Genomic DNA, 14589 nt, shown 5'->3' on the forward strand with positions numbered 1-14589 from the left:
GGGGAGGTTCCATGATATGGCCATTGGCTGCCGCCCTTTGTGCGGGACTTCTGTCGCTTGCTGGATGCAGCGCCGGCGAACAGCCGTTGATCGCGGGCGGGCCGACGCCGACCGAGGCGATCGATGCCATGCTCGACGATATCCGCATCCTCGACCTGAACCAGGCAATCAATGAGGATCATGTGAGGCTCGACGCCACCGACTGCGCCCGCCACCCCAATGGCGTCGTCACCTGCCACGTAAGGCTCTACTCGCTGGGCCGGGGGTGGTCCGCCCCAAGCGTGGGGCGGTTCACCAAGGCTCAGGACACCTGGAGCTTCGACTTTTAAGCGGGATCAACCCTGCCGCACGAGAGTGAAGGCGTGGATGCCAGAGGCCAGCGCAGCGGGCATTGACGGTGCTGTCCAACCTTGAGGCAACTCGATGCTGGCCGTACAATTGGGCGGAATGGTTGCGGTCCATTCGACGGTTTCGGAATCGAGCATGGTCCAATGGCTGGCGAAGGTGCCTCTATGGGCGCGGTATTCCGCTTTGCAATGCCCGAGTCGCTGATCGAAGATCGGGCGCAGGCGCACCTTTTTATAGCCCGGCTCCCGCTCGTCCCAATCGATTCCCGCGATGCGCGCCCAGATCCATTCTCCCACAGCGCCATAGGCATAGTGATTGAACGAGTTCATGTTGACGCTCTGGAAGCCGCGCTCGGGAGTCCAGCCGTCCCAGCGCTCCCAGATGGTCGTGGCGCCCTGAGCGATGGAAAAGCCCCAGCTGGGATAGGTGTCCTTGAGCAGCAATTCCAGCGCGAGGTCGGTCGCCCCGATATCGGTCAGCACCGGACAGAGATGGCGCACGCCGAGGAAACCGGTCTGGAGGTGACCGCCGGCCGCCTCGATCAATTCGACGAGCCACTTTGCCGCCTGTTGGCGATTAGCTTCAGGGAGAATGCCGAAATCGAGGGCCAGGAGATAGGCGGTCTGGGTGTCGCCGGACAGCCGGCCATCTTCGCCCACAAACTCGGCATGGAAGGCCTGCGCGATCGAGCGCGAGAGTTGTGCATAACGCGCGCTGTCGGTCGTACGGCCGAGGACCTCTGCCAGTCGTGCCATCAGGTCAGCAACGCGATACCAGTAGGCTGTGGCCACCAGCGTTCGATCGGACGTCGGGCCGACACTCAGCCAGTCGCCATAATTGTTGTAGACCGCGTTGCGGCGGATGAAGTCGGGATTGGGCCGGCCAATATGGTCCATCCAGGCCTCGAAGGCAGGGAAGAAGCGCTCGACGAGATCGCGGTCGGCGTAGCGGAGCCAGTGATCCCAGGCCATGATGATGGGACCATCTCCCCAGGCGGGAGCGCCGGGCTGCGGGGTCAGACGATAGGGGTTGAGCGGCTTGGTGGGCGCGACATCGGGAAAGGCGCCATCGGAAGATTGTCCATCCCGCAAGTCCAGCATCCATTTGGTCAGGAAGGCAGAGACATCCATGAAATAGCCGGCGGTGCGCCAGAAGACCTGGGCATCCGCGGACCAGCCATAGCGCTCGTCGCGCTGCGGACAGTCGGTGGGCACGGACAGGAAGTTATCGCGCTGGCTCCAGAAGATGTTGGAGAGGAGCTGGTTGACCTGCGGGTGGCCGGTTTCGATGGAGCCGGTGACCGGCGTGTCGGTCTGGATGGCGATGCCCGTGAGTTCGATCTCCGCAGGGGAAATGCCCTCGGGCAGGGTGACCTCGACATAGCGGAAGCCATGGAAGGTGAAGCGGGGCTTGAACGTCTCCGTGCCGCGGCCCGAAGCAATAAAGATGTCGGTCGCAACGGCGTGGCGCAGATTGGCGACATAGAGTTCGCCATCGCCATCGAGCACTTCGGCATGACGCAGAGTGAAGCGGGCGCCTTCCGTTCCGGTAGCCGTGAGCGCACAATAACCAGCAATATTCTGCTTGAGATCGAAGATCGCAGCGCCACAGCGGGCTCGGTGAAGGAAGGTCGCGGGCAGGGTTGCAACTTCGCGGGCGGGCTGCACACGGGCCGCGTCCACCTGCGGTGCACGAGGATCGGGCGTAAACACTTCCACCGGCTGCCATCCGGACTGCACCCCAGGCGCCGTCGCCCAATCGGGCCGCTCGAGCCGGGCATCGTACATTTCGCCCATCAGGAAGTCGGAATAGCAGATGGGGCCCTGACGGGTTTGCCAATGTTCGTCCGAGCGCACGATCATGCTCGAGCCATCGGCAAAGTGCAGATGCAGCTGGCAGAAAAGGGCAGGGCGCCCACCATAATGGTTGCCGGCGCGGCGTTGATTGTGTCCAACGCGGCCCGAATACCAGCCTTCGCCCAAGATGGCGCCCAGCACGTTGTCTCCCTCGACAACATGCTCGGTCACATCATGGACCTGATATTCGATGCGCTGGTGATAATCGGTCCAGCCCGGCGCCATCACATGGTCGCCGATGCGCTTGCCATTGAGATAGGCTTCGTAAAGGCCGAGCGCGGTGACATAGAGCGTGGCGCGAACAGGTTCGCCGGGCGTTGCAAAGCTGCGGCGCAGATAATCTGCCGGGCGCGCCTGCCAGCGATTGTCATAGGCATTGTCCGCCGGTACTTCGCGGCCGGCCGGGAGAACGAAATAGCGGGCGATCCACTCGGCCTGCCAATCGTCGGAGCGAAGGCCAGTGAAGATCAGGGCAGGGTCGGAAATCTCGCTGGGGCGGTCGGCTTCGTCCCAAACCTGCACGGTCCAGGACAGAACCCGGTCGCTGCCAAGCGGCTCACCGCCATAAGGAACAAGCTGCGTCTCGCCCGAAAGGACCTTGCCCGTATCCCACATTGCTTCGCCCGAGCCTTGGTCGGTGACGCGCAGCCGATAGGCCAACTGCTGCTGTCCCATGCCATCTCCGGCGAGCGCCCAGCCGAAACGGGGGATAGGACCATTGAGGCCAGAGACGGTGGCAAGATGTTCGCAGCGAAGGTCGATGGGCCGCAAATGGGGCATGGAATAACCTCGTGGCCGAAGCCGGATCTAGAGTTCGAGGGCGCGCTCGCGGGCATTCATCATGTGCCGGTCCATCGCATCGATGGCGGCATGGGCATCCCGGGCGCGAATGGCGGCGATGACCGCCAGATGATCGGCAAAGGCGGCGGGCAACACGCCGGCCGACAGGGTTACGCGATCAAGCTTGATCAGGCGGATGCGGATGGCATTGACCGCATAGGCCTGGGTGAGAAGGTCGTTTTGCGTGGTGGCGATCAGAAGGGCGTGAAACCCGTCATCTACCTGCTGCCCGCGCTCGAAAAGGTCGGGCGTCGGATTGACCTTGACCTCTTCCATGATCGCGCGATGGAGGTTTTCCTGCTGATCGAGAGCCGCGTCATCGAGCTTGCGCACGGCGGTCAGCACCGCCTCGCGCTCAAAGGCCATCCGCATCTGAAAGGCCTGGCGGATCATGGAAAGGTCGATCTGGGTGATCTGGATGCCGCGCTGCGGCATCACCACCAGGAGGCCTTCGAATTGCAGCCGCGGCAAGAGTTCGCGCAGTGCGCCGATGGAAAGCCCGAGCAGGGCAACGAGTTCGCGTTGCGAAACGAACTGGCCCGGCCGCAGCCTTCCATCGAATAAAGCCTGCCGGAAACGCTCGTATGCGGCGCTCTTGACCGAACTGCGTTCAGCCGGCGCTTCGATGGTGGTCGTGTCACTGACCGGCATGATCGAGTCCTCCCCTCTCTCCGCCGCCGCTTCCCTCATGAGGCGGCGTTGAAGCCGCTCTGACTGAAGCTTGCGAGAAGCTCGGTGAGCCCCTGGCCCTCAAGCATCTTGAGCGGCGGCAGGACGCGGGCAAGCTCGGGATCGCCCGAATAGTGCGCCAGCGCCGCCTTGAGCGCGACAAGCGAACCGCCCTTGTCCACCGCCAGAATACGCTGGGTCTGCTTGGCAAGCGTGTCGGCGTCGGCTGGATTGTTGTAGAGCGAGACGAGATCGCGGGCGAAGACGTTCGGCATGCCGCCGATCATCCCGGCCCCGCCATTGTTCAGAAGCGTCGGGAGCACACGATCATCGCCGGTGAAGATGGCGAGTTCGGGAAACGTGCGCGCGAGCATGACGCCGTTATCCGCATCGCCGGTCGAATCCTTGACCCCTACGATGCGCGAACCATGGCGGCTCACGATCGTCTTGATGAGATCGGCAGTGAAACGGATACGGCTCAGCTGCGGGATGTTGTAGAGAAGGATGTCGATGCTGGTGGCCGATTGCGTGCGCTCGATCAGCGCGTCGTACCAGCTTGCGATCCCCTCTTCGCTGGTGCCGTAGTAATAGGGCGGGAGCACCAGCGCTGCGCGGCAGCCGGCTTCGGCGATGCCAACGACCATTTCGGCCGCATCGTCGAGAGTGGGCGTCATGACCCCCGGAATCTGGCGCGACATGTCTGCGCCTTCTGCTTTCAGAGCCTTGAGGGCGGAGAGTTTTTCTCGGGTCGAGAGCGAAGCGCCTTCTCCGGTTGTTCCGAAAGTGGAGACGAAGCTGCAGCTGGCCGAAAGCAGATCGGCGCAATGATGAGCAAGACGTTTCACGTCGACATCGAGATCGGGTGTGAAGGGTGTGATCGAGGCGGCGATCACGCCTTTAAGGTCAGAAGCAGCCACAAAGTCCTCCTCATTGGACTACTGATATGATCAGTCAGAGCATCAATCGATAAATCACTGTTTACATGACCGCCGGCTTTATGCAAGTTACTACCATTCAAGGCGCCATCGTCTGGGGAGGCGTGGTGCCATAGGTCCAATTTGCCCTTGGAGGAGGGATCCATGACCCGCACAACCTCGCTCGCCCTCGCAGCCGTTTCCGTTCTCGCCCTCACCGGCGCCGCCCTGGCGCAGGACAAGCTCGAACTGAAATACACGGTTCCGAGCGTTCCCACCGACCTGCACACCCAGGCCATGAAGGTGTTTGCCGAAAAGCTCGAAGAGCTCGCACCCGGCCGTTTCGACATCCAGCTTTACGATTCGGGGTCGCTGTTTGCTCAGGGGGCGGATCTTGATGCGTTGCAGCGCGGCAATGCCGAGATGACCTATGTGTCCTACCAGCTTATCGCCGACTCTATCCCCGAATATGGTCTGCTGACCGCCGGCTACCTGTTCCAGAGCCCGGAGCACTATCGCGCATTCCTTGCCAGCGACATCGGTGCCGAGTTCAAGCAGCGCGTTTCGGACGAGATGGACATCCAGCTGCTCGATGCCTGCTATCTCGGCACGCGCCAGATCAACCTGCGCACTGCGCGCGATGTCCAGACGCCTGCCGATCTGGCCGGCGTGAAGCTGCGGATGCCTTCTTCCGATGCATGGCTGTTCCTGGGCCAGGCGCTCGGCGCCAATCCAACGCCGCTGCCGTTCGGCGAAGTCTATCTCGGCCTTCAGGCCGGCACGATCGATGGCCAGGACAATCCGCTGCCATCTGTGGAAGCTGCCAAATTCTACGAAGTGACCCAGCAGATCGTGCTGACCAGCCACCTCGTTGACGCCATCAACGTGGCCGTCAACAACCAGACCTGGGATCAGCTGACGGACGAGGAAAAGACGGCCATGACCGAGGCTGCCGTGGCCTCCTGCGACTGGAACAATGCAGAACGCATTGCCGATGAAGAACGCCTCGTGTCGTTCTTCGCAGAGCAGGGGCTTGAGGTCACCACGCCGGACGTCGAAGCCTTCCGCACCCATGTGCAGGACTTCTACCTCACTTCCGATCGTGCAGCCTCATGGCCGGAAGGCTGGGTCGACCAGATCAACGCGCTTGCCGCCGAGTAAAACATGAACGAACTGACCGCATCCGAAAGGCGGATGCCGACATGGCTGCGGATACTCAAGGAGGGCGCCGATCTGATCGGCGTCCTTCTCTTCACCACAGCCTTTCTCGGCTTCATCGTCCAGATCTTTTTCCGCTATGTCGTCAACCGGCCCATCCTGTGGACCGAAGAAGTGACGATGATCGCCTTTGTCTGGACCGTGTTCTGGTCGGCGGCCTTTATCGTGAACCTGCGCGAGCATGTCAGTTTCGACGTGGTTTACGAGGTTGTCTCTCCGCAGATGAAGCGGATGATGGCGATCTTCTCGATGGTGGTGCTGATCGGAACCTTTCTTCTGCTGATGCCGGCCACCTGGGACTATCTCGAATTCCTGCTGCGCCGGCGCAGTCCCGTGCTGCGGATCCCGATGACCTGGATCTATGCCTGCTATCTGCTGTTCGTGGTCAATTTCACTATCCAGGCCGCGGTGCGGCTTTGGCGCCTGTTCACGCCCGATTGGGCCAAGCAGATCTAGCGCCGAGCGAGGTTCAATATGTTGGCTGAATACGCCCTACCCATCATGATCGCGGTGCTGGTCATCACGACCATTGCCGGCCTGCCGATGGGGATCGCCATGATCTCCTCGAGCGTTCTTTATCTGTTCATCTCGGGTCGCGATGTCGGTCTGGGCGCCGAAATGGTGCTCAACGGCATATTCGGCAACTTCGCCGCCGTCGCCGTGCCCTTGTTCATCTTTGCCGCAAACATCATGGACGCGGGCAAGATATCGGACAAGCTGCTCAATTTCTGCCTTGCGCTTGTCGGGCGTCTGCCGGGCGGCATGGCGCAGGTCAACATCATGACGAGCCTTGTGTTTTCCGGCATGAGCGGCAGCGCTATCTCGGACGCTGCCGGCGTCGGCAAGGTCGTCAACGACATGATGACGCGCGAGGGACGGTATCCCAAGGGATATGCCGGAGCGCTGACGGCGGCCACGGCTGTTGTCGGACCGATTTTCCCGCCGTCCATCCCGATGGTTTACTATGCACTTGTCTCGTCGGCCTCGATCGGCGCCCTGTTTCTGGGCGGCGTCGTACCGGCCCTGATCATCGTCGCCTTTCAGTTCGTGGCCGCGTTCATCACCGCCAAGCGCCGGGGTTTCCCAGTCGAACAAGCCATTCCGTGGCGTTTGTTTCCGATGATCTTCCTGCGCGCCCTGCCGGCGCTGCTGATGCCGGTGATCCTTCTGGGCGGCATCTATACGGGCGTATTCACGCCCACGGAAGCAGCTGCAGTTTCGGCTTTTTACGCGCTGATGCTGGCTCTTTTTGCCTATCGCACGCTCAACTTCCAGACCTTTAAGGCAGTAGTCTATTCAACGGTCAAGACCACTGCAGTGGTCAGCATCGTCCTTTGCGGCGCATTCGTGTTCAACTATGTGATCGCGATCGAGCGTATTCCGCAGATGGTCTACGAGTTCTTCGCCTATTATCAGTTCGAAGCCTGGATGTTCCTGCTTTTGCTCAACATCCTGTTTCTGCTGCTGGGTTGTTTCCTCGACGTTTCGACCATCCAGCTCGTGATCGTTCCCCTGTTCATCCCGACCGCCCTGGCGCTTGGTATCGACCTTGTGCATCTGGGGGTGGTGCTGGTGCTCAACATGATGATCGGGCTGATCACGCCGCCCATGGGCATGTTGCTCTTTGTGATCAAGGCGGTGAACGGCATTCCGATCAGCGCCATGATCAAGGAACTCTGGCCGCACCTGCTGTTGCTGGTCGGGGTGCTGTTCCTGATCACCTATGTGCCAGATCTCGTCTTGTGGCTGCCGCGACAGGCAGGCGCGATGCAGTGATGCCTGGTGGCGGCCGAAAGGCCGCCACTTTTCTTTGGGAGCAACCCTTTCGCCCTGCTTCACGTTTTACCCCAGCGGCTCGGGTCGGGCCGCTTCTTCAACATTTTGGGGTATCAACATGGGTGACGCAGGCATTGGCTGGTTGGCAGCCATCATCATCGGCGGCCTGGCCGGCTGGATCGCTTCGAGCATCATGAAAACCAATACCGGGATCTTTCTCAACATCATCCTGGGGATCATCGGTGCCGCTATCGCGAGCTTCCTGTTCGGGCTTATCGGCATCTCGTTCGGTGGCTGGATCGGCTACCTGATCGCCGGGCTGATCGGTGCGTGTATCTTGATTGCGCTGGTTCGGGCATTGAGGCGCTAGAGCTTCATGTAGAATTGCGGAAGGGCCGGCGAGATCCGGCCCTTTTTGCTGCGCCGATTTTGGCTAAGTCATTCCGCCCTTAGCGGTTTTCACTATCGTAAAAACTCCGTAAGATGCGCTTGTACGGGGGTTTTCATGATCGAGGAAGAAGAACAGCGCGGGTTTGGCGAGCGTCCGGTGACCGGGTTCGAACCGTCGCTGGAATCCCGCGTCGCCTTTCATCGCTTCGCCCTCGTCGTCTATGATTTTCGTTGCGCTGTCAGCGGTTTGCAGTTTCCGGCAACGGAAGGCGCGCTGCATGATCGATTGGAGGTGGTGCCGATCCATCCGCGGGAGGCCGAGGGCCCGCTGGAGATCAGCAATGTTCTGGTTCTCGAATCGAGGATCGCGCATGCTTTCGCCAAGGGGTGGATCTGCGTGGATGACGGCTATCGGGTCGTGATCGCTGATCGGGCCGAGCTGGGCGATGAGCTCTCCGGGCAAGTCATTGAACGGCGTGCGCTTTTTCTGCCGAGCGATCCCTTGTTCCGCCCGGCGTCGAGACACTTCCAGTTTCACCGCATGGTGGTGGCGCGTTATAGCCGCGGGTGATGGTCTCCAGCTGTCTCCGTAAGATATCCCCGAGCTTATTGGCGTCCTTATCCCCGCCTGACGGCACAGGAAGCGGAAAATCTTGCATTTCGCAAGAAACGCAAATATTGCGTTGGGGGTCAGCAGGAACTTCCCCATGCCCAAGCGCGCCAGCCAAGCCGATATTGCCGAGAAGCTAGGGGTCTCCGTTTCTACGGTCTCGCGAGCCCTGGCCAATGAAATCGGCATCAGCGATGGCGTGCGCAGCGAAGTGCAGCGCGTGGCGCGCATGCTGGGCTACAAGAGCAAACATCCATCGGTGCTGGGAAATACCGACAAGCGGGCGCTGGCGCTTGTGCCACTCAACGGCGCTATCGGCAATCTCGCCAGCTTTTACCATGGCATTGTCGAGGGGATGCGCGCTCAGGCGGCCGAAATCGGCATGGAGATCGATGTCCGGCTGGTCAGTGAAGAAATGGTGACTGCCGACTTCGTGCGGCGGCAGGTCGCTAAGTCTGGCGTCAATGCCCTGATCCTGGCCGGAATGGACCCGGACGATGCGCTGGTGCAATGGGTGGAAGAGGCCGGAATTGCGCTGGTGCTGGCCAATGGTTGCGATCAGTTGATGCGGTTCAGTTCCGTCGCGCCTGCCAATTTTTTTGGCGCCTATATGGCGACCCAGCACCTGCTGGACCGGGGGCATCGCCGGATTCTGCACTATACGTACCAGCACCGGGTCACCATCCGGCAGCGGCGGCGCGGGTTCGAGGCGGCGATGGCGAACTGCCCCGATGCCGAGGCCGTGGTGGTTGTTTCCAACGAGCATTCGACCCACAAGCTGGTCGAGGACCTCTTGGCCGGAAAATACGACGTTTCCGCGGTTTTCTGCTGGAACGATGCCATGGCGGTCAACATGATCGAGCCGCTGGTGGGCGAGGATGCATCTATGCCCGAGGGGTTTTCCCTGATCGGCTTCGACGACCTGCCCATTGCCGGCATGGCCAGTCCGCGCCTAAGCACGGTGCGCGTCGATCGCGAGGCGATCGGGCGTGGCGTGGTGCGGCTGCTCGCCGCCAAACTCGATGGCGAAGTGGCCAATCAGCACCTCGAAATCGGGCTGACGCTGGTGGAGGGCGAGACGGTTCACCCTTGGGGGTAAGCGAAAACTACGTTTGAAAAAAATCGGCTGATCGAAGCCTCGACGTCCGTTATTCACTAGCTGAAGCGCCCTAAGCCATTGGGATGGCGACAGCTTTCACGATTCTTGCATAAATTGCGTAGTTTGTGCAAAAAGCTTGAGTTTGCGTAATTTTGCGCTTAGCCTTCTTTTATCGTCTTCGGCGAATGAGCCGGAATTGGATGTGGTTTGGTTAGCATCTGGTTAGCACTTGGGATGAGTCGAGTGGTTGTCAGTGATCTCAATGTCAGCTTTTGCAACGCGCTTGCGCCTCGTGCCATGAGCGTGTGCCAGGCCCTAATGGAAACAGAGGCGTGTTCTGCAGGAGCCGGAGCCAGTCCGTGCCGGTGGCGCATGCCTATGTAATCTTGCCGCTCAGCTGAGCGGGGAGCAGCGCCCTTTGGGCGACATGATTGGGCGCCGGATGGGAGGAACAGCCGGGGCCGGACGCAGATGCCGGTGGGGAGCTGCCGGACAAGGGAGGACTTGATGAGAATAGGCCTATTCAAAGGTTGGGTCAGCACGGCCGCTCTGGCTGCCGTCATCATCGGAGCGGGACCTGCACTGGCCCAGCAGCAGGCGCCGATGCTCGATGATCTGGTGGCGAGCGGGGATCTGCCGCCGCTCGAGGAGCGCTTGCCGAGCAATCCGCTGGTGGTGGAGCCGGTCGAGAGCATCGGCACCTATGGCGGAACCTGGCGCTCTGCCTTGCGCGGAGGGCTCGACAATGCCTGGATCGCGCGAACCGTCGCCTATGACGGTTTGGTCCGCTACAATCGCGAATGGGACGAGATCATTCCCAATCTCGCCGAGAGCTGGGAAATCAGCGAGGATTCGCGCACCTATACGTTCAAGCTGCGCGAAGGGCTGAAGTGGAACAACGGCACGCCCTTTACCAGCGAAGACATCGCCTTCGCGGTGGAGCTGTTCTCCGAGCCTGGTTACGGCGTTGGCAGCTTCATCAAGAGCGAGCAGAACCCGGTTTCGGTGGAGGTCATCGACGACACCACATTTAGCCTCGTGTTCGAGAAGCCAAATGGCGTGATTTTGGACGAGCTGGCCGGGGTGGGCGGGCTAACCCTTGTTTCCCTGAGCAAGGACTATTGCAGCCAGTTCTATCCCAAATACAACGAAAGCGCGGCAGAAGAAGCGCAGGCCGCCGGGTTCCAGACCTGGGAATTGTGGATGGAAGACCGCTGCGGCTGGGCCACGGAAACCATCCGCTGGGCCAATCCCGAACTGCCGTTCATGAATGCGTGGATGATCGAGGAGCCGCTGACCGGCACCGCGACGCGCGCCACCTTCGTGCGCAATCCCTATTACTGGAAAGTGGACACCGAGGGGAACCAGCTGCCCTATATCGACCGGCTGACGATGCGCGTTTCGGACTCGGTGGAAGAAATCACCCTGATGGCGCTCAATGGCGAGATCGACTTCCAGGATCGCCACATCGCTACGGTGATCAACCAGCCGATCTTCTTTGACGGTCAGGAACAGGGCGACTATCGGCTCGGCGCCAACATTCCGTCGAGCATGAACACGCTGATCCTGCAGTTCAACCTCAATCATGTGGACGAGAAGCGGCGCGAGCTCTTTGCCAACAAGGACTTCCGTATCGGAGTGAGCCATCTGCTCGACCGCGAGGAGATCATCGACGTGGTCTTTACGGGGCAGGGCGAACCCTTCCAGGCTGCGCCGCGTCCGGAATCGCCCTATTACGACGAGGAAATGGCCAAGCAATATACCGAGTTCGATCCGGATGCCGCGGCAGCCGCGTTCGAAGCGGCAGGGCTTGTGCGCAATGGCGAGTTCTACACCTTCGCCGATGGCACCCCGCTCAACATCACTATCGACATGATCTCCACCTTCCGCACCGAATGGGTGGACATGATGGAGCTGCTGCAGCTGCAGCTGGGTGCCGGTGGGCTCGACATCGAACTGAACAATATCGACCGCACGCTTTATTACGAAAAGCGCCCGGCCGGGGACTTCGATGCCCAGATCTGGCAGGGCGATGGTGGCCTCGATGTGGTGCAGGAGCCTCGCTACTATATGCCGAGCGGCGATGAGTCCGTGTGGGCCTATCGCTGGGCCCAATGGTATCAGGGCGCACGTCCCGAAATCGCCGAAGAGCCCGCCGATTGGGCAAGGGAGCAGATGGAGCTGATGCGCACGCTGCAGAGCGAAGGCGATGCGGCCAAGCGCGATGAGCTGATGAAGCAGATCCTGGCCATCGCCAAGGAAAACTTCCCGGTGATCGGCGTCAGCCTGCCCGGCAATGGCTACTACATCGCCAAAAACAATCTGCGCAATGTGGCCGAGCCCATGCTGCACGCCTACCTCTTCCCGACCCCGGGCCCCTATGACCCGTTCCAGTGGTATTTCGCCCAGGAATAGGTCCCTCCCGGCCGCCCGCGACCCTCGACACGAGGGCCGCGGGAGGGCTGAGACCCAGATAGCCGCACTCATTTGTCCCCAATGACCTGGGGGCTCGACGAACCGTCCCGACGCATCAGCGATGCGCCGAACGAGATCCCTATCTCCTTTTCCGCCGCGTGCGGGCAGTCCAACTCAGCCGCAGGGCAGGGGACGGACGAAACCACCTTCCGGGGAGACGCTGATGCTGCGTTTCATATTGAATCGTCTCATTGCCATGGTGCTGACCCTTTGGGCGGTGAGCTTTGTGGCGTTCGCCATCATCCAGCTGCCGCCGGGCGACTATCTGACGACCTATATGGCGACGCTGGCGGCACAGGGCGAGCGGGTCGATCCGCGCGCCATCGAAGCGCTGCGACAGCAATACGGCTTTGGCGAACCCTACGTGGTCCAGTACTGGAAATGGATCACCGGCATCCTGACGCGGGGCGATTTCGGCCAGAGCTTCGAATGGAAGGCGCCGGTGACGACGCTGATCTGGGGCCGGCTTGCCAATTCCATCCTGCTCGAAGGCCTGGCGGTCGTGGTCATGTGGCTGATCGCACTGCCCATCGGTATTTTCGTTGCGGTCAAAAAGTATTCGCTGGGCGATTATCTCGCGACCGTTGCCGGTTTCATCGGCCTTGCCATCCCAAACTTCCTGATGGCGCTGCTGCTGATGTATCTCAGCTTTGTTTATTTCGGCACCACCATCGGGGGACTCTTCTCGCCCCAATATGAAAGTGCGCATTGGAGCCTGCCCAGGCTCTGGGACTTCCTCAGCCATGCCTGGGCGCCGGTGCTGGTGCTGGCAACGGCGGGGACCGCGGAGCTGATCCGCATCCTGCGCGCCAATCTGCTCGATGAACTCAAGAAGCCCTATGTGACCACGGCGCGGGCCAAGGGGCTGCCGGAATGGAAGGTCATCCTCAAATATCCGGTGCGCGTGGCACTCAATCCACTGGTGTCGACCATCGGCTGGCTTTTGCCGGCGCTGGTTTCGAGCTCGGTGATCGTTTCGGTGGTGCTCAACCTGCCAACGGCGGGCCCCCTCCTGCTGCGCTCGCTGACCAGCCAGGACATGTACCTGGCCGGTGCGATCATCATGCTGCTGGGCGTCCTGACGGTGATCGGCACGCTGATCTCGGACCTGTTGCTGGCCTGGATTGATCCGCGCATCCGCTATGGGAGCAAGTAAGATGGCTGTGGAAACCCTGACACCCGCCGAAGCGATGGCACCGGCCAAGCCGCAGCGCGAATCCCAGATGCGGTTGATGTGGCGGCGGTTCCGCCAGCATCAGCTGGCCGTGATCAGTCTCTGGATCGTGGTGGCATTCTATCTCGTTGCCGCCTTTGCCGAGTTTCTCGCACCCAGCGATCCCGGCGCCTATAGCGCGCGCTATACCTATGCGCCGCCGCAGGGGATCAACTTCTTCGTGCAAGGCGAGGACGGGGGCTGGTCGTTCCAGCCTCATGTGAACGGCTACCGCTCGGAGGTCGATCAGGCCGCCATGCGCCGCACCTTCGTGATCGATCCCGAAGAAATCATTCCGGTGCAGTTCTTTGCGCCCGCCGAACCCTACCGGCTGGCCGGCATCATCCCGATGTCGGTCAAGTTGATGGGGGTCGAGAATGCTCGGGATCCATTCTACGTCCTTGGAGCGGACCGGCTCGGGCGGGATCTGCTGAGCCGGCTCATTCATGGTACGCGCATTTCGCTCAGCATCGGGCTTGCCGGGGTGGGGCTGAGCCTTTTCTTCGGCATCGTGATCGGAGGCTTCGCCGGGTATTATGGTGGCTGGTTCGATAGCGCGGTGATGCGCGTCATCGAGTTCATCCGATCCCTGCCCACCATTCCGCTTTGGCTGGGCCTGGCAGCCGCGATGCCCAAGGACTGGAATGCGGTCCAGACTTATTTTGCCATCACCATCATTCTCAGCCTGATCGGCTGGACGGAGCTGGCGCGCGTGGTGCGCGGGCGTTTCCTGAGCTTGCGAACGGAGGATTTCGTCACCGCCGCCCAGCTCGACGGGGCCAGCGACTGGCGCATCATCACCCGGCACATGGTGCCCAGTTTCACCAGCCACATCATTGCGGCAGCAACGCTCGCCATTCCCGGCATGATCCTGGCGGAAACGGCGCTGAGCTTTCTCGGGCTGGGGCTGCAGGCGCCCATCGTTTCCTGGGGCACGCTGCTGCAGGACGCCCAGAACATCCGCACGCTGGCAACGGCTCCATGGCTGCTGGCGCCGGGCGTGTGCGTGGTGGTGGTGATCCTGGCGCTCAACTTCTTCGGCGACGGGCTGCGCGATGCAGCCGATCCTCATGGGCGGTAGTTCGATGTTCGATAAAGGCACAACCTCACCCGTCCCGGGCTTTGCCCGATCCACCCTCTCCCCGAGTGGGAGAGGAATGGTGGCCCTCTCTTGTTCTTCT

13 protein-coding genes are annotated in these 14589 nt (G+C 61.1%); 10 read left to right on the top strand and 3 right to left on the bottom strand.

What is annotated here, in order from left to right:
- Window positions 1–11: 11 nt before the first annotated feature.
- Entirely contained in the window at window positions 12–329 is a 318-nt protein-coding gene (locus BM364_RS03255; protein ID WP_139232465.1) for a hypothetical protein, read from the top strand.
- Window positions 330–335: 6 nt separating this feature from the next.
- Here the strand turns inward: BM364_RS03255 and BM364_RS03260 are convergent, their stop codons facing one another.
- The 3 genes from BM364_RS03260 to BM364_RS03270 are packed head-to-tail and all read right to left on the bottom strand — an operon-like array spanning window position 336 to window position 4630.
- Entirely contained in the window at window positions 336–2984 is a 2649-nt protein-coding gene (locus BM364_RS03260; RefSeq protein ID WP_092420846.1) for an alpha-L-rhamnosidase, read from the bottom strand.
- Window positions 2985–3011: 27 nt separating this feature from the next.
- Window positions 3012–3695, bottom strand: a complete 684-nt coding sequence (locus BM364_RS03265; protein ID WP_092423823.1) for a GntR family transcriptional regulator — start codon at window positions 3693–3695, stop codon at window positions 3012–3014.
- Between the two features lie 35 nt (window positions 3696–3730).
- Window positions 3731–4630, bottom strand: a complete 900-nt coding sequence (locus tag BM364_RS03270; RefSeq protein ID WP_092420849.1) for a dihydrodipicolinate synthase family protein — start codon at window positions 4628–4630, stop codon at window positions 3731–3733.
- Between the two features lie 162 nt (window positions 4631–4792).
- On the opposite strand from BM364_RS03270, the gene BM364_RS03275 reads away from it, so the two are divergent.
- The 9 genes from BM364_RS03275 to BM364_RS03315 all read left to right on the top strand — a co-directional run bounded on the left by BM364_RS03275 (window position 4793) and on the right by BM364_RS03315 (window position 14489).
- Complete coding sequence (locus tag BM364_RS03275) at window positions 4793–5788, top strand: sialic acid TRAP transporter substrate-binding protein SiaP (protein ID WP_092420852.1); 996 nt, start codon at window positions 4793–4795, stop codon at window positions 5786–5788.
- A gap of 3 nt (window positions 5789–5791) precedes the next feature.
- Entirely contained in the window at window positions 5792–6301 is a 510-nt protein-coding gene (locus tag BM364_RS03280) for a TRAP transporter small permease (RefSeq protein ID WP_210186382.1), read from the top strand.
- Between the two features lie 18 nt (window positions 6302–6319).
- Window positions 6320–7621 (top strand): TRAP transporter large permease, encoded by a 1302-nt coding sequence (locus tag BM364_RS03285; RefSeq protein WP_092420855.1) that lies wholly within the window; start codon window positions 6320–6322, stop codon window positions 7619–7621.
- 118 nt (window positions 7622–7739) lie between these two features.
- Window positions 7740–7991, top strand: coding sequence for a GlsB/YeaQ/YmgE family stress response membrane protein (locus tag BM364_RS03290; RefSeq protein ID WP_092420857.1), 252 nt, complete (start codon window positions 7740–7742; stop codon window positions 7989–7991).
- Between the two features lie 135 nt (window positions 7992–8126).
- Window positions 8127–8582, top strand: a complete 456-nt coding sequence (locus BM364_RS03295) for a hypothetical protein (protein ID WP_092420859.1) — start codon at window positions 8127–8129, stop codon at window positions 8580–8582.
- Between the two features lie 136 nt (window positions 8583–8718).
- Window positions 8719–9720 (top strand): LacI family DNA-binding transcriptional regulator, encoded by a 1002-nt coding sequence (locus BM364_RS03300; protein WP_092420862.1) that lies wholly within the window; start codon window positions 8719–8721, stop codon window positions 9718–9720.
- 507 nt (window positions 9721–10227) lie between these two features.
- A complete protein-coding gene (locus BM364_RS03305; protein ID WP_175528442.1) occupies window positions 10228–12135 on the top strand; it encodes an ABC transporter substrate-binding protein in 1908 nt (635 codons plus the stop codon).
- Between the two features lie 223 nt (window positions 12136–12358).
- Window positions 12359–13351, top strand: a complete 993-nt coding sequence (locus tag BM364_RS03310; protein ID WP_092420868.1) for an ABC transporter permease — start codon at window positions 12359–12361, stop codon at window positions 13349–13351.
- A 1-nt stretch (window position 13352) separates the two neighbouring features.
- Window positions 13353–14489 carry an ABC transporter permease gene (locus tag BM364_RS03315; protein WP_092420871.1) on the top strand — a complete coding sequence of 379 codons (1137 nt, stop codon included), beginning with the start codon at window positions 13353–13355 and terminating at the stop codon, window positions 14487–14489.
- Window positions 14490–14589: the final 100 nt, after the last annotated feature.

This window comes from Devosia crocina (genome assembly GCF_900116545.1).
GTDB lineage: Bacteria > Pseudomonadota > Alphaproteobacteria > Rhizobiales > Devosiaceae > Devosia > Devosia crocina.

Coding starts and splice junctions, on each gene's coding strand:
- BM364_RS03255 (WP_139232465.1), top strand. CDS start 12: ATGATATGGCCATTGGCTGCCGCCCTTTGTGCGGGACTTCTGTCGCTT.
- BM364_RS03260 (WP_092420846.1), bottom strand. CDS start 2,984: ATGCCCCATTTGCGGCCCATCGACCTTCGCTGCGAACATCTTGCCACC.
- BM364_RS03265 (WP_092423823.1), bottom strand. CDS start 3,695: ATGCCGGTCAGTGACACGACCACCATCGAAGCGCCGGCTGAACGCAGT.
- BM364_RS03275 (WP_092420852.1), top strand. CDS start 4,793: ATGACCCGCACAACCTCGCTCGCCCTCGCAGCCGTTTCCGTTCTCGCC.
- BM364_RS03280 (WP_210186382.1), top strand. CDS start 5,792: ATGAACGAACTGACCGCATCCGAAAGGCGGATGCCGACATGGCTGCGG.
- BM364_RS03285 (WP_092420855.1), top strand. CDS start 6,320: ATGTTGGCTGAATACGCCCTACCCATCATGATCGCGGTGCTGGTCATC.
- BM364_RS03290 (WP_092420857.1), top strand. CDS start 7,740: ATGGGTGACGCAGGCATTGGCTGGTTGGCAGCCATCATCATCGGCGGC.
- BM364_RS03295 (WP_092420859.1), top strand. CDS start 8,127: ATGATCGAGGAAGAAGAACAGCGCGGGTTTGGCGAGCGTCCGGTGACC.
- BM364_RS03300 (WP_092420862.1), top strand. CDS start 8,719: ATGCCCAAGCGCGCCAGCCAAGCCGATATTGCCGAGAAGCTAGGGGTC.
- BM364_RS03305 (WP_175528442.1), top strand. CDS start 10,228: ATGAGAATAGGCCTATTCAAAGGTTGGGTCAGCACGGCCGCTCTGGCT.
- BM364_RS03310 (WP_092420868.1), top strand. CDS start 12,359: ATGCTGCGTTTCATATTGAATCGTCTCATTGCCATGGTGCTGACCCTT.
- BM364_RS03315 (WP_092420871.1), top strand. CDS start 13,353: ATGGCTGTGGAAACCCTGACACCCGCCGAAGCGATGGCACCGGCCAAG.